Source organism: Kosakonia sp. (assembly GCF_032052965.1).
In the GTDB taxonomy this organism is placed as follows: Bacteria; Pseudomonadota; Gammaproteobacteria; order Enterobacterales; family Enterobacteriaceae; genus Kosakonia.
This window is the reverse complement of the sequence record NZ_DAMBVN010000003.1, coordinates 17,718-40,376: the sequence shown is the minus strand read 5'-3', so window position 1 is coordinate 40,376 and position 22,659 is coordinate 17,718. Positions and strand designations below refer to the sequence as shown.

Below are 22,659 nucleotides of genomic sequence, written 5' to 3'. Positions count from 1 at the left end.
AGGTGGAACGTATGAAAGTCCTGCATCTCGACGCCAGTATTACCGGAGAATATTCCCTTACTCGTCAGCTTTCCCGCGAGGTTGTCAATACGCTGACCGCGCGCGGAAACGTTAATAGCGTGATTTACCGGGATCTGGTGAAAGACGAAATCAGCCATTTAACGGGAGCCATCGCCGCAGGTTTCCGCCCGGTTCCTGGTAACGAGCCCACACCCGACGCACTGACCCGTGAATATCAAACGTCAGACACACTGATGGCTGAGTTTCTGGCAAGTGATGTGATTGTAATGGGCGCGCCGATGTACAATTTCTCTGTTTCCTCCCAACTGAAAGCCTGGCTTGACCGCCTTGCCCAGCCGGGTAAAACCTTCCGTTATACCGCAGAAGGCCCGATCGGGCTGGTGAAAGAGAAAAAGGTGATCATCGTTTCCGCAAGAGGGGGGTTTTATTATCAAACACCCCTGGAAAAAATGGATTTTCAGGAGCGTTATTTGCGCACGTTTCTGGGTTTCCTCGGCATTACAGATATTGCCGTGATCCGGGCTGAGGGTGCGTCTAAAACCGATGAAATCAAACAGCGCGGGATTGCACAAGCGCTGGAAACCCTGCCTTCAGTCATCGACGATCTTTTACGTGCGGAGAAATAATGATGTTGCATGCTGTCATACTGCATTACCAGTGCCGCAAAGAGGAACTTACCGTTCACCTTGAAGGGCATAAAACCTGGCTAATTAATGGGATGAGTTCAGGCAAGGTTATTTTCGCCGGGCCATTAAGTGACAACCGCGGCGGGTTTATTCTGCTTGACGGGGAAAATGAAGAGCACGTCGTGCAGTACATGCAAACCGATCCCTTTGTCGACTATCACCTTGTCAGCGTGACGATCTACAGCATTGAACCGGCGATGATTGCGCAGGGCTTCGCGGAAAAGTGGGCACCGACAGCGAAGGTGATCGCCGCCAGCGGCCCAGGCGGAAGCTAAAAAGCGGGCCACAGCCATTCTGGCCAACGTTTCTCACCGGCAATGATTTGCCGGTGTGTCCTCAAGGCAGGCAATATACATTTCAGCGGAACGGCGCACGATATCGTCTGCCTGTTCCGTTATTTCTCTGCCTTCAAACCCGCCGTAGAGTTTCGCAAACCGCAGACTTTCCAGGCGGCGCACCATCTCGCTAACCGTTGCGCCGGGGAGCGGCAACATATTGGGGTAGCTCCACATAAACGAGACGGCATTTGCGCCAGGCGTGACTTGCAACGTATCGCCGGTGAACAACGCGCCGTCGCCGCGTGACCAGTGCAGCACGCTGCTGCCGGGGAAATGCCCGCCCGTACGGAGAATGCTCACCTCTGTGTTTAGCGCAAAGGAATCGCCTTCCCACAATGTCAGGTAGGGACTGTCGCGCATGATCCACTGGCGATCGCTGGCGTGCAGGTAAACCGGAGCCGCAAATTCTGCCGCCCAGTCTTGCAGGGTGGTGTAAAAATGCGGATGTGAAATGGCGATAGCCTTTAGCCCACCCAGTGCGGAAATCAGCGTTTTGGTGGCATCGTCCAGGTTGGCGATGCAGTCCCATAAAATATTGCCTTCCGGGGTGCGCAGCAGGAACGCTCGTTGGCCGATGGCAAATTCCGGTACCGTGCTCATGCTCAGCAGATCGTGTTCGTGCTGCTGCCATTTATTGGTGTGCGTGGCAATGAGGTCAGGGAAGTTAACCCATTGCTGCCCAGTTTTGGGCACAAACTGACGTGCATCCGCACAAATGGCGCACCGTGCCGGAGGGGAGGACGTTATGGACCAGGAAGTGCCGCAGGCGTTGCAAAGTGTGATCATCGCGTTGTCCTTTTTTTGTTTACCCTTCAAGCCTGGCACAGCCTGTAGCGGGCGTGACACTCTGCCTAACGAAGGAGGGTATGCTGCTCCTTCATGACCAACAGAGGAAAAACGCATGATTGTCCGTACATGGCACGGTTGCGTTCCGCTTCAGCATGCGGAAGGCTTCGCGAAACACCTTGAACTTACCGGTGTATTACATGCTAAAAGCATCGCGGGAAACCGGGGCGCGTGGGTGCGCAGAGAAGATCAGGGGGACTGGGCGCATTTTTTTCTTGCCACCTACTGGCAGGATCTTGCGGCGGTGAAGGCATTCGCCGGGGAACATTATCATGTTGCCGTGACCTATCCGGACGATGAGGTTTTTGCGTTGTTGTCCGACCCCTATGTTTTTCAGCATCAGGTGGACGCGGTTACACCGCTGTAAAAGGCGTTCAGCCACGCCCTGCAAGAGACGATGTTGCGGTAAACCTGCCTGCTGGCTTCATGCCGTCAGACAGGTTTTTCGCATCTTAAAATGTGTAAGCTGCGCCGAGGGTGAAGGTAAAATAATCGTCTTTTTTAACAATCGGACTGTTGTTCACCCGATTGGGTAAAGTGGTATAACGCACATCAGCATAACCTGACCAGTTATTACTGAACATATGTTGCCAGTTAATACCGTAATCAATACTGTTAATACCGCTCCCCGCAGAATATTTTCTGAAGCCAGAATTTACGCTTTGTTTATCATTCACACCAAACCAGGTATTATTAAAGCGGGCATCACCATATTTGGCTTCAGAGCTGAAAACGAGCGTATCAATATCATTATTAAAGGCCACAATATTCACTTTCCCGGTATATTGCATCCCCTGGCTGTCCGTCAGCGGAGCAATGATATTACCTTCAAAGCCAATCCACGGGGTGGCCCACCATCCCATCGTCGCTGTGGTGGTCATTGCAGGGTCGATTTTCCCCATGCCTTTTAGCGTGTCCGAACCGTCCTGAATCCATGAGTTACCGCTATCCGTGCGGCCTGTCGAATAGCCAATCGCCTGACCGAGATAAAGACCATTGTCGAACTGATGGCTATAACCCAGGCCTTTTTCTGTATTGAGGAACCAGCCACCAGAAGTCCATTCGAAGTAAGGTAATGCATGCGTCTCATACTTATCGGAACCGGTATATTTTGGTGCATACTGTGCGCCCAGTCCGAGGGTAATTGATGACGATGAATTTTCTGCTGCAGCGTGCGCTGAAAATGAAATAATAAATAATGCAGCAACAGTGGTTTTTATTTCCTTCATAAAACTCCCGGGATCAATTATGCTTACAACAATGGGATTCAAAGTATGCATGCAGATAATCAAAATACCTGCAAGATTTAATCAAGATTCTGTCAAGGTGCGAATGTGAAACGTGTCTTAATTATTGAAGATGACCTCGATGCGGCGAATGTGCTTGAGGCTTATCTCAAGCATGATCAATTTCAAACATCCATCGCCAGCAATGGCCAGCGTGGTCTGGAGCTGGTGTTTAGCTGGAAGCCTGACATTGTTTTGCTTGACGTAATGCTGCCCGCGTTGAGTGGCACGGATGTTTTGCTTGCGCTGCGCCGCCGGAGCGATGTGCCGGTGATCATGATCACCGCGGTCAGTGACGGTAGCGATAAAATCACCGCGCTGCGTTTTGGCGCCGATGACTACGTGGTCAAACCCTATAACCCCGGTGAAGTGGTGGCCAGGGTGCATGCCGTGCTGCGGCGCTATGCGGGCGAACGCAGTAATGCCTTGATTCAGTTCAGGGGGCTGAAAGCAGACACCGAGTCGATGACCGTCAGTGTGGAAGATGGAAACGGGGCCTCAACAATACTGGATCTGACGCCGACGGAGCTTTCCTTGTTGGTCACTTTTTTGAAGTCGCCGAATAAAGCGTTCACCCGCCAGGCGTTGCTGGAAGCCTGCCTGCCTGAAAGTGATGCGCTGGAACGCGTGGTGGATACCCATATTTATAATTTACGCAAAAAACTGGAAGCGGCAGGGCAAACCGATCTGCTGATTAATATTCGCGGCATTGGTTACAGGTTTGCCAACCTATGAAACCCTTTCAGTCCCAGCCGCAAAAAGAACCGCGCACCTTATGGGCATGGATTTGCCGGCGTTTGGTCTCGCTTGCCGTCGGCAGCATTTTCATTATCGCTTTTCTCATGTGGCTGCGATTTTATGTGCAGAATAAATGGCACGAATATCGGATGCCGGAAGCAGTGCGAGCGGAACTCGCTGTGCTGCTTCAGAACCCGATGCAGGACATTAACCGTTACCACCAAATTATTGATACCTGGTACGGGCTACACTATTCCGACCCAACTATCGGGGTTATGGACTGGTTGATTCTGGTTGCGCTGGTGCTGGTGTTTATTCCCGTTATTGTGCTGGTTACACTGAAGGCTGCGCGGCCCATTTCACACCATATCGGCCGGCTGGATCGCGCTGCCCGCTCTGTGGCCACGGGGGGGTTCGGCTATAAAATACCGGTTCCTGAAACACTGCCGCTTGAATTACGCAGCCTCACTGAAAACTTTAATGGCATGTCGTTGCAGCTTGAACGGTATGAAAAGGACTTGAAAAAAGCGCACGTCATGTTGGCGCATGAGCTTCGCTCGCCGCTTACTGCCGCCATTGGGCGCTTACAAGGGATGATTGACGGGATATTTGAACCCACGCCGGACCAGTTGAATATGGTCATGCGACAAATGAAAGCCCTGAACCGGCTGGTAGAAGATCTGCATTTGCTGAAACTGGCAGATGCCGGTGAGCTTAACCTCAATATTATGCCGGTCAATATCAATGATATTGTCCGGGAGAAGATTGCATGGATAACGCCAACGGCAGAAAAGGCCGGGGTCGCCATTACCCAGCAGAAATTGCCCGCGCTTACGGCAATGGCCGATCCGTATCGTATTGGCCAGGTTTTCCTGATACTGATGGATAATGCGTTGCGCTATGCCGCTGACGGGAAAATCATCGCGATCAGTTATCGCACCGACGGCGAGACAGTCAGCGTTATTTTCAGGGATCAGGGGCCCGCGGTAGCGGATAATTTTCTGGAAAATATCTTTGCCCCGTTTGTGCGCGAAGATACCTCCCGCTCCCGCCATGCCGGTGGTTCCGGGCTGGGGTTATCCATCGCTCACGCCATTTGTGCAGCGCATGGCGGTAAGCTGAGCGTTGAAAAGTGCAGCGAGGGTGGGCTGGCATTCAATGTGCAACTTCGCGTGCGTTAATTTATTGGGTAGGTTGACGTATTCTTAACAATACACGCGCAGAAACTTGATGATGAGGGCGTTAAATACAGGGTAAACGGAGGTTTACCATGTCGTTTACGCTCATTGATTGTTTGCTGTCCGCGTATCATAAAATGCCTTATCGCTGCATCTGGATACTCATCATCGCGCTGTTTCTTTTTGCTGTTCAGATTGTGCTGGCAATAATGCTGGATGCTCCCGCATCACGTCGAAAATAACCGCTGTACGAAGCGGTTAGCAGATTATTTTGCCGGTGCGCGTCGGTTCTGACCACCGCAGTTTATATTCCCAGTTCTTGTCGTACAGTCCGATAGCAAAGGCCATGTGTTTATTTTGTGCGTGGCATAATTTGCGGGCATCGGTGATGTTCGCCCACATCAACAGACTGCCGGGGCTGTGCTGCGCAAATTGCGGATCCAGCCCGCCATTGGGTACATCAAAATAAATCATACGCTGGCTCGGAGCCGCCAGAACCAGGTCAATGGCACAGGGCATGCCGTCAAAAAACAAGACATTGCCAAAAATCATATGCCGCACAGCAGACAGCAATTCTGTTATTTTCATTCGGTCATAGCATCTTACCGTATCAGCAAAACGGCGTTTGAAAAGGTATACATAAAGCCGGGCAATCTCGGCGGAGGACAATTCAGCGAGCGGATAACAGGTGCCGCCGGCCGCAAGAAATTTTTTTAATTCACTGTTTCTTTTGCGTGTGGTTTTGACGGAAAAGTGCTCCTTTATGCGGCATATCTGGCGTTTGTTACGGTAAATAAATGCCGCATTAATAATATTGCGACGATTTGCCGCCGACAGGCGATTCGTTCGCTCTGGAAACCAGACTTTTTGTTCCGCAGCCACTGGCATCATCACCTCATCATAGGATATCGGATAGTCGCGCCAGACATTCAATCCGACGTGTTTCCCATCAGCAGTGAAATACGCAGCAGTGGTTTCGCCCCGCTGGCAATAGTGCCAGAATGTGAACTTCATACGCCCTTTTTTTAAAAAGAATTGCACCAGATCCGGGTGCATATTTACGCTGCCACCAAATTGATAATACGCAGCGGCATAACGTTCAAAATCACAGGGGGACCACCCCATGAGTTTATGTTTTATATTCATTATTCCGTAACCTGAATTAAAAAAGCGTTAAATCGTATTATCGCCACCCAGCACGGCATACAGTTTTACCGTCTGAATCAGATAGTGCAGACGCGATTCAAGCTGTTGTTTTTGTGCTTCGAGGAGGTCGTTGTTTTGCTCTATCAGGCTCTCTTTACTGAGCTGACCGGCAGCCTGCGACATGGTGCTCATTTGGTACTGTTTTAGTGCCGCGCGGTATATCGCCTCACTATCATCCAACTGGGCTTTCATGGCCGTCTGGCCTGCAAGGGCATCGGAGACATCCCTGAATGCCTGTTGAATGGCTTTCTGGTAATTCACTATTTCAATTTGCTTATTCAGATCGGCGTTCGTCAGGTTGGCTGCATTTTTTCCCCCATCAAAGATGGGCAATGTTATGGAGGGCACAAAACTCCAGGCCGCGGTGCCGCCTGTTAACAGCTTACCGAGATCTGCCGAGGAGGAGCCGCCCGCCGCGGTAATTGAGATGGTCGGGAAAAAAGCTGCCCGCGCCGCGCCAATACGCGCGTTTGCAGCCTGCAATTGGTACTCTGCCGCCACGATGTCCGGGCGTTTGAGCAGCACTTCGGAGGGCAAGCCGCTTGCCAGCACCGGGAAATGCCAGGCCTGATCGAGGGTCGCGCCAGTGAACAACGAGGCAGGCAACGGCTGGCCGACAAGAAGTTGCAAGGCATTGTAATTTTGCTGGGCCTGTAACTTAAGCTGCATCAGTTGCGCTTGCGCGCGGTCGGCCGCTTTGCTGGCATTCATGACTTCATTCTGGCTTAACGCGCCTGCCGCGCAGGCCTGCTGCGCCATTTCTTTCAGCGTCAGTGTATTGTTAACCAGGCGCTCATAAATACCCACGGCTTGCTGGGTGGAGAGATAAGTAAACCAGGCACTGACGGTTTGTTCGATTAAATTAATGCGCAGCGCCCTTGAGGCGGCTCCGGCAGCGAGATACTCGTTTAGCGCGGCCTCTTTCAGGCTTTGCAGACGCCCCCAAAAATCGATTTCCCACGAGGCTGACACCAGTTTTGCATCATATTGTCGCCACGTTACCGCTCCCGTATCGACGGTGTCGAAGATGCCAGCCGGTTCATGGGCCGCGGTTTTCTCGAGAGTAAGAGTGATATTCGGTAGCGGTGATAACCGTTCTACGCCATATTGCGCCGCGACTTTTTTTAAATTCAGCGCTGAAACCTGCATGTCTTTATTACCGGCGATGGTCAGCGCGATCAATTGTTGTAATCGGGCATCGCTAAAAAAAGGAGGGGCGGTGTGAGAAGCGACAGCTACTGTATTATCCGCAATGATCTGCTGATTCCAGCGCAGGGGGATATGCGCGTCCGGGCGATGATAATTCGGCGCAAGATGGCAGCCTGTTAATAATGCTGAAAACAGTGCGGCAGTTAATAATGAAAGTGGGGTGGTCGCTGACGCCATTATTCCGTCTCCGAAGCCTCGTGAATATGAATGAAAGACGGCTTTTTCCGCCTGCACGGCAGATTATCCAGAGCTTTATCAATAAACGGTCAAGGGCCATTCAAGGTTGACGCAATATTGTGGTAAAGGGGGATTTTTTATTAGCGTTGACCATATCTTGATAATCCCTCATCTATTCCTTGTTCTTCCTGCGTTGAGATACTGACCTGGAATAACCCGGGATTGATATGATGCGATATCAGAAAAAAACAACGCTTCAGGAACGGATCACCTCGCCTTCAGGTAAAGTGATTTGCGCCTTTGCTTTTTCGCTGCTGCTGGCGGCGTGCGATGATAGCCAGGTAAAAACCGTGTCTCTGCGGCCCGTGAAGACCTGGATCGTTAGCCAGGCGCAGCCCGCGCCGTCCATGACCTGGACAGGAACAATTGAGCCTGCCGAAGAGGTCACACTGCAATTTCGTCTCAACGGTAAACTGGGCAGCAAGCCGGTCGATGTTGGGGCCAGCGTGACGAAAAACCAGACGGTAGCGCAACTGACGGCAACGCAGAGCGCCGAAGACACCGCTGCGGCACTGGCGGAATATCAGGATGCCGTGGTGGCCGAGGAGAAGGGGCGCCAGGCCCTGGAAAGAAGTAAAAAGCTGTTTGCTATTGGCACCGTTTCACGCGCTCAACTTGAAGAGGCGGTATCCTCTCTTGCCACACTGACCGCGCGCAAAGTCCGTGCGCAGGCGCAAAAAAATAACGCCCTGAATGGATCCGATTTCAGCAAACTGCAGGCGCCGTTCGATGGCAGGGTGACGGCTTATCCCGCGATGGTTGGGCAAAACATCTCCGCTGGTCAGGATGTGCTCAAGATCGCTTCTGCACAGGCGGAAGTGCAATTCAGCGTGTCCTCTGAACTGGCAGCAGCGCTTCACCCCGGCGACGGGCTTACTGTGCTTTACGCAGGTCGCCGCCTGCCCGGACACATCAGGTACATCACTCCGCAACTCGACAGCACCACCCGCACCAGTCTGGTTCGCGCCTCGCTGGTGACAGAGGGTGTTGATCCGGTGTTTGGCACAGCAGTCTCTGTTGAGCTTGCGGTTGCAAAAGAGCAGGTGATGCCTTTACCTGCCTCTGCACTGACGCGTGCGGGCGATCAACCGGCGGTATTTGTTGTCAACCCGACCACCGGCGCACTCGATATCCGCCCGGTCAGCATCGCCCGTTTTTCTGCGGATAAAGCCTACGTCTCGGCGGGCCTGAAAACCGGCGAGAAAGTGGTCACGGCTGGCGTCAATACATTACAGAACGGGGAAAAGGTGAGTACCGGTGCTGAGGCCGCAAAATGAATCTTGAGAAATATAACCTTTCCGCATGGGCTTTAGCCCATCAGCAACTGGTCAGTTTTTTTCTGCTGATCATTATGGCCGCAGGTTGCCTCTCTTTCACCGCACTTCCGCGTGACGAGGATCCGGCCTTTACCATTAAAACCGCCGTGATCAGCGTTGACTGGCCGGGAGCCACCCCGAAGGAGATGGTCGATTTGGTGGCCGATCCGATCGAAAAAGCGGTGCAGGAGCTACGCTGGTTTGACAGCGTAGACAGCCTGAGCCGTAACGGCCATAGCGAAATCACCGTGAACCTGCTGGATGTCACGCCGCCTTCTGAGGTGAAGCCATCCTGGGAATCGTTGCGCAAAAAAATGCGCGATATCGCCCCCAGCCTGCCAGAAGGTACCAGCGAACCGGCGGTGAACGATGAGTACGATGCCACTTACGGCACGATTTATGGCATCACCGGTGAGGGGTTTTCCAGCGAGGAGTTACGCACTTTCGCCGATAACATCCAGCGCGATCTCCGCACGGTGAAGGATATCGGCCGCACAGTACAGATCGGTGTGCAGCCCCAGCAGGTGATCCTGAGCTTCTCTGCACGCCAGCTTGCGAGCATGGGGATCTCCCCGGACGACATTTTGACGGCGCTGAAAAACAATAATGCCGTCACGCCATCAGGAGATTTACGCACCGCGGATGACCGTATCCGTTTTCAAATCAGCGGCACGAAGCTGAATGAGGATGCGCTGAAACAGATCACGTTGCATGCCGGCGGGCGCGCCATTTCGCTGCCGGAAATCGTTACCGTTACGCGAAAAAACGCGCAAACGCCGCAGCCGGTGTTCCATGTTAATGGCCAGCCTGCACTGGGCATCGGCATCGCGATGTCGCCGGGCGGCAATATGTTGCAGTTTGGCAAAGCACTGGATAACAAGCTGGCGCAGATCACCGCCACGCTGCCGCATGGCATCACGATAACCAAAGTCGCCACGCAACCTGCGATTGTTGACGAGGCCGTCGACGGCTTTTTACATGTCCTGCTGGAAGCCATCATCATTGTGATGGCCGTGTCGTTTGTTTCGCTGGGGTTGCGGGCAGGGCTGGTTGTCGCTGTGGCTATTCCTATCGTGCTGGCGCTGACTTTCGTGGGGATGGATCTGGCCGGGGTAGGGCTACAGCGGATTTCGTTGGGTGCGTTGATCATCGCGCTGGGTCTGCTGGTGGATGACGCCATGATCACCATTGAGTCGATGGTTTCACACCTTGAGAAAGGGGAGCCGTTGCGCAAAGCGGCTTCCAGCGCCTTTGTCAAAACCGCCTTTCCAATGCTCACAGGCACGCTGGTGATGATTGCCGGGTTTATTCCCGTCGGGTTCGCCAAATCGATGGCGGGGGAGTACTGCTATTCGTTATTTGCGGTGATCTTTATTTCCTTACTCAGTTCCTGGATTGTGGCGGTGCTGTTCTCCCCCCTTAGCGGAGTCTGGCTACTCAATGGTGCGAAGGTCGCCCGGCATGATGATGCCCGACCCGGTCGCGTGGCGGGGATGTATCACCGCTTGCTGGCATTTACCCTACGTCACCGCATCGCCGTTATTGCCTCATCCGTGCTGCTGTTCGTGATCGCCGCCTGGAGCAGTCAGTGGTTGAAAAGTGAGTTTTTCCCCGCCTCAGACCGCCCGGAACTGCTTGTCAGCCTGACGTTACCGCAAAACGCCACGCAAGCGCTGACCGAAAAAGAGACCCGGCGGCTGGAGAGCCTTCTCAGTAACAATCAGAACGTTCGCCGCTACTCCTCGTACATTGGCACCGGCGCGGTGCGTTTCTATCTGCCGATGGATATTTTGTCGGACGCAGAAAATACCGCTCAACTGGTGGTGGTCGCGAAAGATCTGGCCGCGCGGGAAACGCTGCAGGCTGAACTGACCACCGTTCTGCAACAGCAGTTCAGCGATATTGTGACGCGTATTGCGCCGCTTGAACTGGGCCCGCCGGTTGGCTGGCCATTGAAATACCGTGTTACCGGGCCGGATTTCAATCAGACCCGCATTTATGCACACCAACTGTCTGGCCTGCTGGCAAAAGATACGCGCGTCACGGGACTGAATATGACGGCGGGCGATCCGCAGCGTACCGTGAAGGTCACAATCAACCAGGCCGCCGCCAGCCTCGCGGGCCTTGACGCTGAGCGCATCGCGAAAACGCTGAACATGTTTTATACCGGTCTGCCGGTGACTGAATTGCGGGAGAACACGCACCGTACAGAGGTTATTTTGCAGGGCAGCGATGAAGACAGACACAACCTTTCCGGTCTGGAAGGGACGCTGATTACAACCGCGACGGGCGCGAAAGTTCCCTTATCACAGGTGGCTTCTTTGTCATGGGGCTTAACCACCCCGGAGATCCAGCGCCGTAACCGGGAAGCTTCGGTAACGATTCAGGGCGATGTCATCGCCGGGCAGAATGTCAACCGGGTGGGAGCCGCGCTGGTTCCGGTCATCGATCGCTTCAGGCAAACGCTGCCGGCCGGGTACAAAGTGGCGGTGAGCGGGGCATCTGAAGAGTCTGACAAAGGCAACGATTCTTTGATGTCCGTGCTGCCGGTAACCGTGATCGTGATGCTCGGCGTCATGATGGTGCAACTGCAGAGTTATTCACGGGTGATCCTCGCCACGCTGATGGCGCCATTTGGCTTTATCGGGGTGGTTGCCGCGTTACTGCCAACCGGCACGCCACTGGGGTTTGTCGCGCTGCTTGGCGTTATTGCGTTGAGTGGCATGATCATCCGTAATGCGATAATCCTGATTAGCGAGGCCGACGAGAACCTCAGGTCGGGCCTCGCCAGCCAGGATGCGATTGTGAATGCGGCGAAACACAGAGCCCGGCCTATTATGCTGACCGCCTGTGCGGCGATCTTCGGCATGATCCCCATTGCCCGGCAGGTTTTCTGGGGACCGATGGCATTTGCCATTATCGGCGGGCTGGTGGCAGCCACGTTTTTTACCCTGACACTGCTGCCGGCATTGCTGAGTTATTTACTGGCCTGGGAATCGCGACACTCCGCTGAGCAATAGGGCTTTGCCTGGCGGGTAAGAGCGTTAACGCGCTCAGCGCTTTTTTACCTCGGGTCGCGCGTTGGCGGGGAAGTCCCCGCCAGCCTGTTGCCTCAACGACCAGGGAACACGCGTGCACTCGACAGCTTACCGTCTTTAAGCGTAAAGATATCCTCTCCGCGCACCCGATAAGGGTTCTCCTGCGGGCCGTAACCCCAGGTTACACGGGCAATGCCGTGATTCCACTCTGCCGCCGCTGGGGTAAAGATAAACCCCGGATGTTGTGCCTGAACCTGACGGATGGCGGCATTGACACGCGCCGATCCCGCTGACAGGCCGTTTTCGTCGGCCACGAAAAAATCGGCCGTGTAGACAGCGGCAAAACCTTTCGCTCGCGCTGCTGCATCGGTGTTATTCCAGAGCGCAAAATGGTTGTCGATGAGCTGTTGCAGTTCTGCAGGGGCTGCCTGGGTTGTCTCAATGTTCATGGTCGTGCTCTTTGCGAAGGTGACAGATGTGCCTGCCAGCAGTGCAGCCAGCAGTATCCTTTTGGGGATTAACGTTTTCATTGCTTTCTCCGGTGAGTGCAGGCCGTCACTGTCTCGGGCGGGCGTTGCCCACCAGTTCAATCTGCGAGCCCCAGGGTGTCAGGAAGTAAAACCACTGAGTACCATCGGCATTAGTCACTGGTTCGTTAAGCGTTTTCAGTCCCGCTTTCTTGATCGCCTCATAGCTGGATAAGACATCATGCGTTCTCAGCGCGATATGGGTGGCCGCGTCGTCATCCTGGTGTGGGCGGTGATGGTTAATGTGCTCGCCCCGGTACTGAAAGAGTTCCACCCCGGTCCCGTCTGGCAGACGCAACATGACAAAACGCGTTAGCTTGCTGGAGCGGCGCCAGTTGAAGGCAGATTTCCACGTTGCCGGGAGGGGGCCAGGTGTCGCGTCTGTCTCCAGCGTCGCGCCGAAGGTGGTCTGGAAAAAAACGATCGCCTTGTCCAGATCCGGCACATTGATGCCGGTATGATCGACACCCGCCACGGCGACCAGCGGCGCGGACGGGGCGCTGAAAGCCGGTGCAGCCATGCTGGCTGCGGCTAACAGCAGCGAAGATGCAAAGAGCGTTGAAGTGATACGGTTCGTTTTCATGGGGTTGTTCCTGTTGTCAGGGTTGCGATGGGAAAAGCATATCGACGGCAGGATGTTTTCAAAATAGAATGATTCGAAATTCATCATTGCAGATTTGAAATGACCAGGTTCCCTGATTTCGAAGGACTCGCGATGTTCGCCAAAGTGGCCGAAGAGGGCTCTTTTGCCGCAGCGGCAAGAGTGATGGGCGTCTCCGTGCCGACCGTCTCGCGTGCTGTTGCAAGGCTTGAAGAGCGCCTGGGCGGCAGGTTGTTTAACCGCACCTCCCGCCAGCTTGCCCTCACGGAGTTTGGTCAGAGCATGGCCGCAAAAGCCTCGGAGATGTATCGCCAGGCGGAAGAGGTGGAGAGCGAAGCGCATGAACTGTCGGTGCAGCCGCGCGGCCTGGTAAGGCTGGCGGTGCCAATGTCGTTTGGCTTGCGCTGGGTGGCACCTCTGTTGCCAGAACTGATCCGCGCGTTCCCTGAGCTGAGCGTGGATCTGCATCTGTCTGATGCGTCCGCTGATTTGATTGCAGAAGGCTATGATGCCGCGCTGCGTATTGCCGCGTTGCCGGACTCCTCGCTGGTGGCGCGCAAGCTGTGCGCGGTAACGCAATATTTGGTGGCCGCCCCTGCGTACCTTGCAGCACACGGCGCGCCACAGCATCCTCGCGAGTTATCTTCCCGGCCCTGTTTCAGTTATGCCTACCGGGCACGCAGCCAGGTCTGGCGTTTTACCCATCCGTCCGGCGCGCAGGAGGATATCGTGCCCAACGGCCCGCTCAGAGTGACCAATTCCGATGCGTTGCTGCCGCCGCTGCTGGCAGGACTGGGTATAGCCGAGCTGCCGGAGTTTATTGCAGCAGAGTATTTGCAAAACGGGCAACTTGTGCAGCTGCTGGAACCGTGGTCCATGACCCAGGGTGGGCTCTATTTTGTTACGCCCACATCGCGCAGTCGTCCGTTAAAAGTCAAAGTATTGTCCGACTTCTTTGCCCGGCATCTCAGCCAGCCCGTCTGGCGCTGGCCCGGCTGATCTCCCCGTGGCGGCCATCCTTTCATTTTTGAAAGGATGAGTTTCATTCTTTGCTATTTCACACGCTCCTGAGTCTCTTTATTGTGGCTTAACGCCGCCGATACCGGCCCGGCACCTCAATAACAGGAGCGTACTCACCATGAAAACCGCCGTGCAGTTACTGCAAAACTACCTGGACAGCATTCAGCATCCCGGCATCGCCGCCGCCCTTTTTGCCGATGAAGGCGTGCTAGAGCTGCCTTACCTGCAAACGCTGGGTCTGCCGCATCGCGCACAGGGGCCTGCCCAAATCGAGGCCTTCATCACCGGGTTACTGGCAAAGGTTCCGGATTTTCGTTTCCGACATATCCAGTTTTTTATCGATACCCCGACCCAGGCTTTCGGTGAATACAGCGTAGAGGCGGCAATCGCCGGGACCGACCGTATTTATAAACAGACCTATGCCGGACGGCTGGTGGCCGAAGGGGGGAAAATCACGCTGCTGCGTGAGTCGCTGGATACGCTGGCAGCATGGCGCGCCTTCGGCGGCGGGCAGTCCGCCTGATGGCCGTCGGTTTAATCCTTTACGCTCTGAATTTATCGACACTAAGGTGAGAAAAATGAAACGAAATACAACGGCTGCACGTCCGTCTTCTATGGGCGACCATGATAAAACGCAGGCCACCCAAATTGTGGTGAGCGCCTGGTACCGCGTACATCCGGAGGATCGCCAGACTTTTATCGATGCCGTAAAACCGGACATGCAGGCCGCACAACAAATGCCAGGCTGCGTGTTTTATGCCTTTTCTCAGGATCTGCTTAACCCGGACGCTTTTCACTTGTCTGAGGGCTGGACCGACATCGAGGCGTATGAACGGCATGAAAACGCAGAGACGTTTTTAACGGCGCTGGCGACGGTAGTTAAACATGTACGCATCCTGCATCGTGAAGGGGTTCGCTATGAGGTCGCGAAACAGCACATTGAGGATCCGCGCGGCAAAGTAACTGATTAATGAGTGGTCAGTGATGCAAAGCGTGCCGCCCAGGGCAGCACGCTTCACCACAGTCCTTTCTTAAGTATTGATATGCCCGGCCAGAAACAGGCCGGGCGGATTTTAGTCTGTTGTGCTTGCGCTATAGACCCAGAGCAAAACGCCAACGCCACCCAGACTGAGGAGTGACATGCTGTAAAGCGCCGTAAATGCACTCAGGTTGTTTGCGATCACACTGGTGATGCCGGTAAAGAACGCGGCGGTCATGACTTGTGAACGCCATGTCATTGCACTGGCTCTCGCCACCTGGTCTTCGGGGAAGTGTTTAAGCACGCCGAAGGTTCCCAACGCAAACACCATATTCGACGCCACGTGGGCACTGAAAATTATCACCAGCCCGGCCCAGAGGGATCCGGCGGAGAGCGGTAACAGAAAATACCCGCCAATAAACCCGCCCAGGCATACCAGCCACAGTCGGTTATTCGCGCCATAGCGCTGCATTTTACGGGCATCAAGCATTAGCGGGCCACAGAGTTGCCCAAGGCTACGAGCGAAAAGCAACGGGAGTGCCAGGCTGGCGGGATCTTCAGGCCTGACTTCCTGTGCCAGCGCCGGTAAAAGTGCCATAGCCGGAGAACCCACTGCGGCAAGCGCAGGTAACAGCATCACGCTTCGTTTTTGCAAGGGAGATAGCGTTGGCCAGAAGCGTTTCTGCATAACCGTTGCTTTCTCTTCAGGATGGCACGTCAGTACCTGAAATACAGACGCCGAGGCCAGCAATAAAACAGCAGACGCGGCAAAGCTCAGGGCGTCTATGGCAAGAAGATGGAGAGGCGACATCACGTCGAACAGTAATACGCCCAGGCCGGTTCCCAGGAGTACGTGGGCGGCAAAAATGAGGGTTTCCATCGCGGTGGCTGCGGGTAACTCGTCATGATGTAAGCCACGTTTAAACAGCAGTGTCAGCGCCGGATAACTCATGCCGCTGAGCAGGGCCTCCAGACTCTGAACAGCCAGCAGCGCCGGAATGTTATGCCACAACACCCCCCATAATGGGAAAGCCAGGGCAAGCAGCCCGAGTAGCTCCGTCAGAATAAGGATCCGCAGCGGTGAAACGTGCTTGCAAAGCGTCTCGCCCCACAAGCTGCCGATAAAACTGGGCACCATCGACAACAGATAAACGAGGGTAAGTGTCGCAGGGGAAGCCTGCCAGTGTAAAAGTGTTGAAAACACAATGACCTGAGTAAGCCCATTACCGAGTGATGACAAAATGTAGGCAAAACCCAGGAAGCGCAGCCAGCCATGGCGACGCAGTGCGCGAATGAGCGCAAGCAGTAAGGTATTCATGTATAAAGATTCTCATCATAAATAACAGAAGCCCGCAAAGCCCACTGGCAGTGCGGAAGGGCAAAACTGTTAAAAAGAGAGCATCTTTACATTGGGAAATGGACTCGCATGAAAGCAGACGCGGTACTGTACCACATAAGCAGTCGATAGCACTTATGAGGTGATCACCGCGGCAATACCGACGTCATATCCGGTTCAGTTAACACCATCTTTACCCCCTTGTTGGCGTAACCGCTTTTGGGGGAATCATTTATTCAATAAGAGACACCTGAGCCAGGCCGCTGCCATTCCAGGAGAAAAGCACCAGATGCCAGAGGCCGGGCGCTTTGCGGGAGGGATCGATTAACCCGTTTATTCCTAAAGATTCCAGGCGCTCACGGACATGCCATGAGCGTGGAATACCTCCCTCCTTCACCGCTTCCTGCCAGGGAGAAATCGCATCGTTAAGGTCAATGCCAGCGGCCCGTCGTGCCTCACTGTTTCTCAAATCCAGAATCTTATGCGCGATAACTCTGACTTTTACAATTTCCAGGCGGGCGCTCCGGTTGCCTTTATGCGTTTGCATTGCGGCTTCTACCCCTTCGGGAGAGGAACTGAGATAGAGCGTAGGCTGATGGCTGTTCGAATAGCGTCCAGGCGCGCTGGAGCCCGACAACGCAAATTCCCGGTAGAGGGGATCGATTGCCCGATAAAAAATCCCATTGATGTCTGTATGAATAGGGAGGCGTTCAATCATTTCGCCGCTACCTCTGCAATAGCGTTATTTTTCGTTAGGGTTCCAGTAGACCTGAACGCCCGTTATCAGCGAGAAGAACTTGATTGCGGCTTCTTTGCCTTCTTCAACCGTGGGGTAAGGTTGGGAAAGATACACCTCGCCACGCGCGTGTGTGAAAAAGCGGCGGTGTTCCGGTTTAACTTCAACGCCCGTTAATTTTTTCACCTGCTCCCGGCTGCAATGGATGCGGTATCCCTGATCTTTATAGTTCTGAAGGGCAAAAACGCCCGTGGTATTGTTAGCCGCAGTGCGCGCAAGATTGGTCATATTTCTTTCCTGTTTACCCTTAATGTTGGCAATGTTTTGTCTCGTGTTGCTCAGTGTTAAGCGGCTGCTTATTATAAGGGCAGACGCTGTACTTCCTGCTGCTAACCCGTTTCAAACCCTTTCATCCCAGCCAAATTCTGAATAGGTTTGCCCGTCATGAATGGCGTTTATCGCCTGGCGCACATACGGGATGGTCTTGTCAGGCAACATGGTGATATTCATCCAACGGACGTCTGCGTGTTTGTCGGGTTCCGCCAGGAAAGGCAGCCCCCGCCACTGACGGCAGATAAAAAAGTGACCCATCCAGGAACGGTTTTCAGTCCACACATGCAGGGTGTGAGCAAGATGCATTGAGGCAGGCGAGGCCTCAACACCGGTCTCTTCCTTTAATTCTCTGGCTGCGGCACAAGATAGCGTTTCCCCCTGTTCAAGTCCTCCTGCGGGTAAGCTATAGCAGCCATCCATCCAGCCCGTATTGGCGCGTTGTAGCATCAAAATCTCGTCTCCTTCAAGAAGTAAGACGAAGACGGCAATAGAAAGGTGATATCTGTCCCGACTCATGCTGCGGTTCCCTGAACGCGGATAATACTGACTCTATATACAGTGATTGTTCGTCGCTGGGTATCTACCAATTCTGGAACAGGATCGTCGTAAAGGTCGTTTTTTCGCGCAGCCTGAGTAAGGGGCATGCCCACCGTTAGCGCGCACCGGCTTTGCGTTCGGCAAAGTAGTGCGCAGGTGTGCTGCCCATGGTTTTCCTGAACATAGTAATGAAGGCATTGACCGACTCATAACCCAGTTTCGCTGCCACATTTTGCACGGATACGCCGCTGGCCAGCTCTTGCAGTGCAATGATCAAATGCAGTTGCTGACGCCAGCGCCCGAAAGTCAGCCCGGTTTCGCGCAGCATTAAACGCGCAAGGGAACGTTCGCTGAGCGCCAGCCGTTTTGCCCACGTTTTAAAGGTGCTGCGATCCTCCGGGTGGCTGACCAGCGTATCGGCCATGGCACGGATTTTAGGGTTGGCGGAAACCGGCAGGCTCAGTTTTTGCTGCGGCATTGTCACCAGTTCATCCAGCGTCACACGGGTCAGCCTGGTGACATGGCTATCCGGCGGCTGATCCACCCCTTCGCGGGTTAACCGGTCCACCAGGGCAGTAATCAGGGGGGAAATCGCCAGCGTGCAACATTTTTCCGGCAACGCGGCGGCCCCCGGTTCAATAAACAAATAATTGAGATGCGCATTCCAGGTTGCAGTGGCGCTGTGCGGAATGCCGCCAGGGATCCAGACAGCACAATCGGGCGGCACTATCCAGATATCGTTTTCCGCGCGACAGATCACCGCGCCGTACAGCGCAATAATCAGTTGCCCTTTGCGGTGGGTATGCACCGGCACTTCTGCGGCATATTCCATAAAATCCAGATGACGTGCGACAGCCGGGCACGCGGTGCTATCGGGGTCAAACAAGGTTGTAGCGAATTGAGGGTTCACGTGATTGGCCACATTTAGGTATTTTTTGACAGAATAGAGTATTTAATCGCATCTGCAAGCCGGTAATAATCCCGGCATGAACAAAACAGACTGCTTTTACTCGCCCGCCTGGCGGGCTACCGGCGAGGTGTGTCGCCGGGTGCTGCGGGCGCTTGCTGCCCCTGCCGTACTGAATGATGCCAATGCGCTGCTGTACTCTGCCAAAAGCTTTGCCGCCGCGATGCTGGCCTATTACATCGCGTTGTCAGTCGGCCTGCAAAGGCCCTCCTGGGCAATCATTACTGTTTATATTGTGTCGCAAACCTCGGTGGGTGCGTCGCTGAGTCGGAGTCTCTATCGTCTGGCTGGAACGGTCATCGGGGCCGGGGCGACCGTGTTGATTGTGCCTGCCTTCGTGAATATGCCGATTCTATGCAGCGCGGTGCTTACTGGCTGGATCACGTTCTGCCTTTTTTTATCGCTACTTGAGCGCACGCCGCGCGCTTACGCTTTTGTGCTGGCGGGTTACACCGCCAGTTTGATTGGCTTTCCTGCGGTTACCGATCCGGGGGCGATGTTTGACACCGCCATCACCCGGGTACAGGAGATCACCATTGGTCTTTTCTGCGCCGCCGTGATCCATCGCTATGTGTTGCCGAAACGGCTTTCCGGTCTGTTCAACAGCACCTTAGCAGAGACGCTGCGCTCTGCACGGCAGCGCCTTGCCGACACCCTAAGCGGCAATGTGCATGAGCTACACGTCACTATGCGGCTGGCTCAGTCACTGCAGTTCCTGCAGGGCATCAGCCACCATATTCCTTATGACTTCACTCTCTCGGCACCTGTACGACAGGCGAGAAAAGCCATTCACGATCGACTGGCACGGTTGTTGATAGTGAGCGGCGAATTACGCGATCGCTTACAGATGATTAACGCGCTGCCAGCCGACCTGCAGAGACTGCTGAACGATGTGCAGGCCTGGCTGACCTGTGAGGAAGACGTGGAGCGCAAAACCAGGGGGTGTGCGCTACAGCAATACGGTGAGCAGGTAATGCAGCAGCGCGCTGCCCATGTGCGCAATCGTGAGCAGGCCGTGCAATTGAGCATCGCCCGTCATCTGACGGAGGCCGTTGCACTGCTGCAACAAAGCGAGCGTTTTGCCGCGGCTATCCACCATGCGAAACCGCTGCCGATGGAGGCGCAAGAGCAGGGGATAAAAGGCTATGTGTTTCATCGCGATCCCCTGACGGCCGCGCGCACTGCGCTGGGCGCGGCGGTGATTATCTTCAGCGGTTGCCTGGTGTGGATTTTCCCGGCCTGGCCTGATGGGGGGACGGCGGTCTCTATTCTTGGGGTTTGTTGCACGCTGTTTGGCAGTTTCGACACGCCTGCGCCACACATTGTGAAATACATTATCGGTTCTTTCTGGGGCGTGGTGATAAGCCTGCTCTACAGCTTTGCCCTGCTGCCGCAGGTGGCTGAATTTCCGGTGCTGGTGGCCGTGCTCGCCCCGGCTTATCTGCTGGCCGGATCGCTGCAGGCGCGGCCACCTACCACTTTTATGGCGATGGGCATCACCCTGACATTACCGGTGTTATGTGAGTTAGGCGCTCACTACAGCGGTGACTTTGCGGCGGCGGTGAACACCGCGATCGCCTTATTTGCTGCTACCGGTTTTGCGGTGGTTGGAATGAGCCTGCTGCAAACCGTGCAGGCCGACGCCGCCATCAACCGTTTGCTGGCCCTGTGCCGGCGCGACATTCGGCACAGCATAAAAGGCACTTTTAAGCATGATGACGTGCACTGGACCAATCTGATGATTGACCGCACAGCCTTGTTGCTGCCGCGCTTGCAGCGAAGCGATCGCGCCTCCGGGCAGGTGCTTAACGAGATACTGCATTACCTGAGTCTTGGCCTCGCTGTTCTGCATTTACGCCGCATCACTGCCCCGGCTGGCAGTGATGTGGCTCGCGACATCAATGAGGTGCTGGCCCGGCTAAGCCGGCGGACAGACCTCCCGGCTTTACGCCAGCGTATCGTTGTATTGATTGGTATTTACTCGCCTGCGGCGGATGAGGCAACGCGTGTGCTGACTGACCGACTGGTGGATCTGCACTGCGCCTTGTGGGAGCGGGAGAAGGAGCAGATGAGTGATTAATGACATCAATCTTGGCGGTGTCTATGTACCCGGCCTGCTGCTCATCGCGCTGGCGGCGCTGCTCTGCACACTGGGATGGGTGCCATTTTTCGCTTTTAGCAGGTTCTGCCGCCGCTTGCCTTGTCGCCCGCTGATGGGGCTCTCTTTGTATATCGTCACCTTTTCCTTGCTGTTGCAGGGGCTGAATGCGCTGGGGTTATTCGCATGAAATCGTTTTTTTCTCTGTTGGGCCGCTATGCACTGACGTTAAGTGCCGTGATGATGGCAGCGTTTCTGGCGTACCTTCTCTGGAAACATTATGCCCAAACCCCCTGGACGCGTGATGGCCGGGTGCGTGCGGACGTGGTACGGATTGCACCAGACGTTTCCGGTCCCGTGAATCAGGTGGCTGTGAGCGATAATCAGTGGGTGGAACGTGGCGATGTGCTCTATTCCATTGATCCGCACTGGCTGCAGCTGGCCGTCGCCAGTGCGCAGGCTGACGTTGAGGCAAAGCACCATGAGAGGGTGATGCGCCAGGATGCAGCCCGGCGACGCGCACAGATTAAAGGCATGATTTCTGGCGAAGACCTCCAGCAAACAGGCAGTGCCGCAAGCGTGGCCGCCGCGAATTATCAGGGGGCGCAGGCTGCGCTGGAGCTGGCCCGGCTCAATTTAGCTCACGCTGTGGTGCGGGCGCCTGTTTCGGGTTATGTCACGCATCTCCGGTTATGTGCCGGCGACTATGCCACGGCCGGGGAGACGAACGTGGCGATTATCGACGCGCACAGTTTTTGGGTCGTTGGCTATTTTGAAGAGACAAAACTGCACCATATTCGTGTGGGGGATAGCGCCAAAATCGCCCTGATGGGGGTTGAGCCTACCCTCAGCGGCCATGTGGAAAGCATTGGGCATGGGATCGGTGACAATAATGACGAGACAGGCGGGCTGGGGTTGCCCAATGTGGAACCCACCTTCAACTGGGTGCGGCTTGCACAGCGTATTCCGGTGCGCATTCACATTGATACTTTGCCTGAAGGGGTAGAGTTAGTGGCCGGGTTATCCGCCAGTGTCTCTGTGACGCCCCAGAGACACCGTGCGGGCGAGACTACTTCTTCTTATTGAGCAACGATTGTAAATCGGCAAACGGGTTCCAGGTGGCGGCTGCAACGTCGTTTTGGGCGTCCTCGCCCGCCACTACCCGTGTGCCGTACTGGTCGGCCTCTGTGTACTTCTCATGTTCATGATCATGGCAAAAGAGACATAACAGTTCCCAGTTGCTGCCATCTGCCGGGTTATTGGTATGATCGTGATCGATATGGTGAACCGTGAGTTCACGCAGGTTGGAATAGACAAACTCGCGGGAACAGCGTCCACACACCCAGGGGTAAATTTTTAACGCTTTTTCGCGGTAGCCGCTTTCCAGCTGCGCGTAGTTTTTTGGGATCAGAGCCATGGCGGGTGC

General features: G+C 54.7%; 25 protein-coding genes. 13 read left to right on the top strand and 12 right to left on the bottom strand.

Going from position 1 to position 22,659, the window contains the following annotated elements; translation table 11 throughout:
- The first annotated feature begins 11 nt into the window (after positions 1-11).
- Together RTX30_RS05300 and RTX30_RS05295 are read left to right on the top strand one after the other, a co-directional pair.
- Complete coding sequence (locus RTX30_RS05300; protein WP_312687556.1) at positions 12-647, top strand: NAD(P)H-dependent oxidoreductase; 636 nt, start codon at positions 12-14, stop codon at positions 645-647.
- On the top strand, positions 647-982 hold the full coding sequence (locus RTX30_RS05295; RefSeq protein WP_312687554.1) for a YciI family protein: 336 nt from the start codon (positions 647-649) through the stop codon (positions 980-982). Before RTX30_RS05300 ends, RTX30_RS05295 begins: the two co-directional genes overlap by 1 nt.
- Before the next feature lie 33 nt (positions 983-1,015).
- Here RTX30_RS05295 and RTX30_RS05290 read toward each other — a convergent pair whose 3' ends face one another.
- Positions 1,016-1,831 carry an MBL fold metallo-hydrolase gene (locus tag RTX30_RS05290; protein ID WP_312687551.1) on the bottom strand — a complete coding sequence of 272 codons (816 nt, stop codon included), beginning with the start codon at positions 1,829-1,831 and terminating at the stop codon, positions 1,016-1,018.
- A gap of 115 nt (positions 1,832-1,946) precedes the next feature.
- Between RTX30_RS05290 and RTX30_RS05285 the strand changes: the two genes are divergently transcribed.
- Positions 1,947-2,258, top strand: a complete 312-nt coding sequence (locus RTX30_RS05285; protein ID WP_312687549.1) for a hypothetical protein — start codon at positions 1,947-1,949, stop codon at positions 2,256-2,258.
- Positions 2,259-2,343: 85 nt separating this feature from the next.
- Here the strand turns inward: RTX30_RS05285 and RTX30_RS05280 are convergent, their stop codons facing one another.
- Positions 2,344-3,171: a MipA/OmpV family protein gene (locus RTX30_RS05280; protein ID WP_312687548.1), complete on the bottom strand. Its 828-nt coding sequence runs from the start codon at positions 3,169-3,171 to the stop codon at positions 2,344-2,346.
- 54 nt (positions 3,172-3,225) lie between these two features.
- Here RTX30_RS05280 and RTX30_RS05275 point away from each other — a divergent pair, with 54 nt between their 5' ends.
- Together RTX30_RS05275 and RTX30_RS05270 are read left to right on the top strand one after the other, a co-directional pair.
- A complete protein-coding gene (locus RTX30_RS05275; RefSeq protein ID WP_312687547.1) occupies positions 3,226-3,912 on the top strand; it encodes a response regulator in 687 nt (228 codons plus the stop codon).
- The gene (locus RTX30_RS05270) at positions 3,909-5,096 is read left to right on the top strand and encodes an ATP-binding protein (RefSeq protein WP_312687545.1); all 1,188 of its coding nucleotides are present in this window, start codon (positions 3,909-3,911) and stop codon (positions 5,094-5,096) included. The genes RTX30_RS05275 and RTX30_RS05270 overlap by 4 nt, the downstream gene beginning before the upstream one ends.
- Positions 5,097-5,351: 255 nt before the next feature.
- Here the strand turns inward: RTX30_RS05270 and RTX30_RS05265 are convergent, their stop codons facing one another.
- A complete protein-coding gene (locus tag RTX30_RS05265; RefSeq protein ID WP_312687543.1) occupies positions 5,352-6,239 on the bottom strand; it encodes a GNAT family N-acetyltransferase in 888 nt (295 codons plus the stop codon).
- Between the two features lie 27 nt (positions 6,240-6,266).
- Complete coding sequence (locus RTX30_RS05260) at positions 6,267-7,685, bottom strand: efflux transporter outer membrane subunit (protein WP_312687541.1); 1,419 nt, start codon at positions 7,683-7,685, stop codon at positions 6,267-6,269.
- A 227-nt stretch (positions 7,686-7,912) separates the two neighbouring features.
- Here RTX30_RS05260 and RTX30_RS05255 point away from each other — a divergent pair, with 227 nt between their 5' ends.
- Both RTX30_RS05255 and RTX30_RS05250 read left to right on the top strand, forming a co-directional pair.
- On the top strand, positions 7,913-9,022 hold the full coding sequence (locus RTX30_RS05255; RefSeq protein WP_312687539.1) for an efflux RND transporter periplasmic adaptor subunit: 1,110 nt from the start codon (positions 7,913-7,915) through the stop codon (positions 9,020-9,022).
- A complete protein-coding gene (locus RTX30_RS05250) occupies positions 9,019-12,081 on the top strand; it encodes an efflux RND transporter permease subunit (RefSeq protein WP_312687538.1) in 3,063 nt (1,020 codons plus the stop codon). The genes RTX30_RS05255 and RTX30_RS05250 overlap by 4 nt, the downstream gene beginning before the upstream one ends.
- Before the next feature lie 92 nt (positions 12,082-12,173).
- Here RTX30_RS05250 and RTX30_RS05245 read toward each other — a convergent pair whose 3' ends face one another.
- Complete coding sequence (locus RTX30_RS05245) at positions 12,174-12,629, bottom strand: nuclear transport factor 2 family protein (RefSeq protein ID WP_312687537.1); 456 nt, start codon at positions 12,627-12,629, stop codon at positions 12,174-12,176.
- Between the two features lie 25 nt (positions 12,630-12,654).
- Positions 12,655-13,209 carry a VOC family protein gene (locus RTX30_RS05240; protein ID WP_312687536.1) on the bottom strand — a complete coding sequence of 185 codons (555 nt, stop codon included), beginning with the start codon at positions 13,207-13,209 and terminating at the stop codon, positions 12,655-12,657.
- A 132-nt stretch (positions 13,210-13,341) separates the two neighbouring features.
- Between RTX30_RS05240 and RTX30_RS05235 the strand changes: the two genes are divergently transcribed.
- The 3 genes from RTX30_RS05235 (at position 13,342) to RTX30_RS05225 (ending at position 15,218) form a co-directional block, all read left to right on the top strand.
- A complete protein-coding gene (locus tag RTX30_RS05235) occupies positions 13,342-14,226 on the top strand; it encodes a LysR family transcriptional regulator (protein WP_312687535.1) in 885 nt (294 codons plus the stop codon).
- Between the two features lie 139 nt (positions 14,227-14,365).
- Complete coding sequence (locus RTX30_RS05230) at positions 14,366-14,770, top strand: nuclear transport factor 2 family protein (RefSeq protein WP_312687533.1); 405 nt, start codon at positions 14,366-14,368, stop codon at positions 14,768-14,770.
- A gap of 55 nt (positions 14,771-14,825) precedes the next feature.
- Positions 14,826-15,218 (top strand): putative quinol monooxygenase, encoded by a 393-nt coding sequence (locus RTX30_RS05225; RefSeq protein ID WP_312687531.1) that lies wholly within the window; start codon positions 14,826-14,828, stop codon positions 15,216-15,218.
- Positions 15,219-15,320: 102 nt separating this feature from the next.
- Here the strand turns inward: RTX30_RS05225 and RTX30_RS05220 are convergent, their stop codons facing one another.
- The 5 genes from RTX30_RS05220 to RTX30_RS05200 all read right to left on the bottom strand — a co-directional run bounded on the left by RTX30_RS05220 (position 15,321) and on the right by RTX30_RS05200 (position 19,078).
- The gene (locus RTX30_RS05220; protein ID WP_312687529.1) at positions 15,321-16,544 is read right to left on the bottom strand and encodes an MFS transporter; all 1,224 of its coding nucleotides are present in this window, start codon (positions 16,542-16,544) and stop codon (positions 15,321-15,323) included.
- Positions 16,545-16,794: 250 nt separating this feature from the next.
- Positions 16,795-17,280, bottom strand: coding sequence for an RES family NAD+ phosphorylase (locus RTX30_RS05215; protein WP_409429801.1), 486 nt, complete (start codon positions 17,278-17,280; stop codon positions 16,795-16,797).
- Positions 17,281-17,304: 24 nt separating this feature from the next.
- Entirely contained in the window at positions 17,305-17,586 is a 282-nt protein-coding gene (locus RTX30_RS05210; RefSeq protein ID WP_312687527.1) for a hypothetical protein, read from the bottom strand.
- A 111-nt stretch (positions 17,587-17,697) separates the two neighbouring features.
- Entirely contained in the window at positions 17,698-18,147 is a 450-nt protein-coding gene (locus tag RTX30_RS05205; RefSeq protein ID WP_312687525.1) for an NUDIX domain-containing protein, read from the bottom strand.
- Positions 18,148-18,283: 136 nt separating this feature from the next.
- The gene (locus tag RTX30_RS05200; protein ID WP_312687524.1) at positions 18,284-19,078 is read right to left on the bottom strand and encodes a helix-turn-helix transcriptional regulator; all 795 of its coding nucleotides are present in this window, start codon (positions 19,076-19,078) and stop codon (positions 18,284-18,286) included.
- Between the two features lie 220 nt (positions 19,079-19,298).
- On the opposite strand from RTX30_RS05200, the gene RTX30_RS05195 reads away from it, so the two are divergent.
- The 3 genes from RTX30_RS05195 to RTX30_RS05185 are packed head-to-tail and all read left to right on the top strand — an operon-like array spanning position 19,299 to position 22,319.
- On the top strand, positions 19,299-21,215 hold the full coding sequence (locus tag RTX30_RS05195; protein WP_409429803.1) for an FUSC family protein: 1,917 nt from the start codon (positions 19,299-19,301) through the stop codon (positions 21,213-21,215).
- The gene (locus tag RTX30_RS05190; RefSeq protein ID WP_312687520.1) at positions 21,208-21,423 is read left to right on the top strand and encodes a DUF1656 domain-containing protein; all 216 of its coding nucleotides are present in this window, start codon (positions 21,208-21,210) and stop codon (positions 21,421-21,423) included. The genes RTX30_RS05195 and RTX30_RS05190 overlap by 8 nt, the downstream gene beginning before the upstream one ends.
- Positions 21,420-22,319 (top strand): biotin/lipoyl-binding protein, encoded by a 900-nt coding sequence (locus tag RTX30_RS05185; protein WP_312687518.1) that lies wholly within the window; start codon positions 21,420-21,422, stop codon positions 22,317-22,319. Before RTX30_RS05190 ends, RTX30_RS05185 begins: the two co-directional genes overlap by 4 nt.
- On the opposite strand, the gene yajD is transcribed toward RTX30_RS05185, so the two are convergent.
- Entirely contained in the window at positions 22,303-22,650 is a 348-nt protein-coding gene (gene yajD / locus RTX30_RS05180) for an HNH nuclease YajD (RefSeq protein WP_312687516.1), read from the bottom strand. The two genes, RTX30_RS05185 and yajD, sit on opposite strands and share 17 nt — an antisense overlap.
- Positions 22,651-22,659 lie beyond the last annotated feature (9 nt).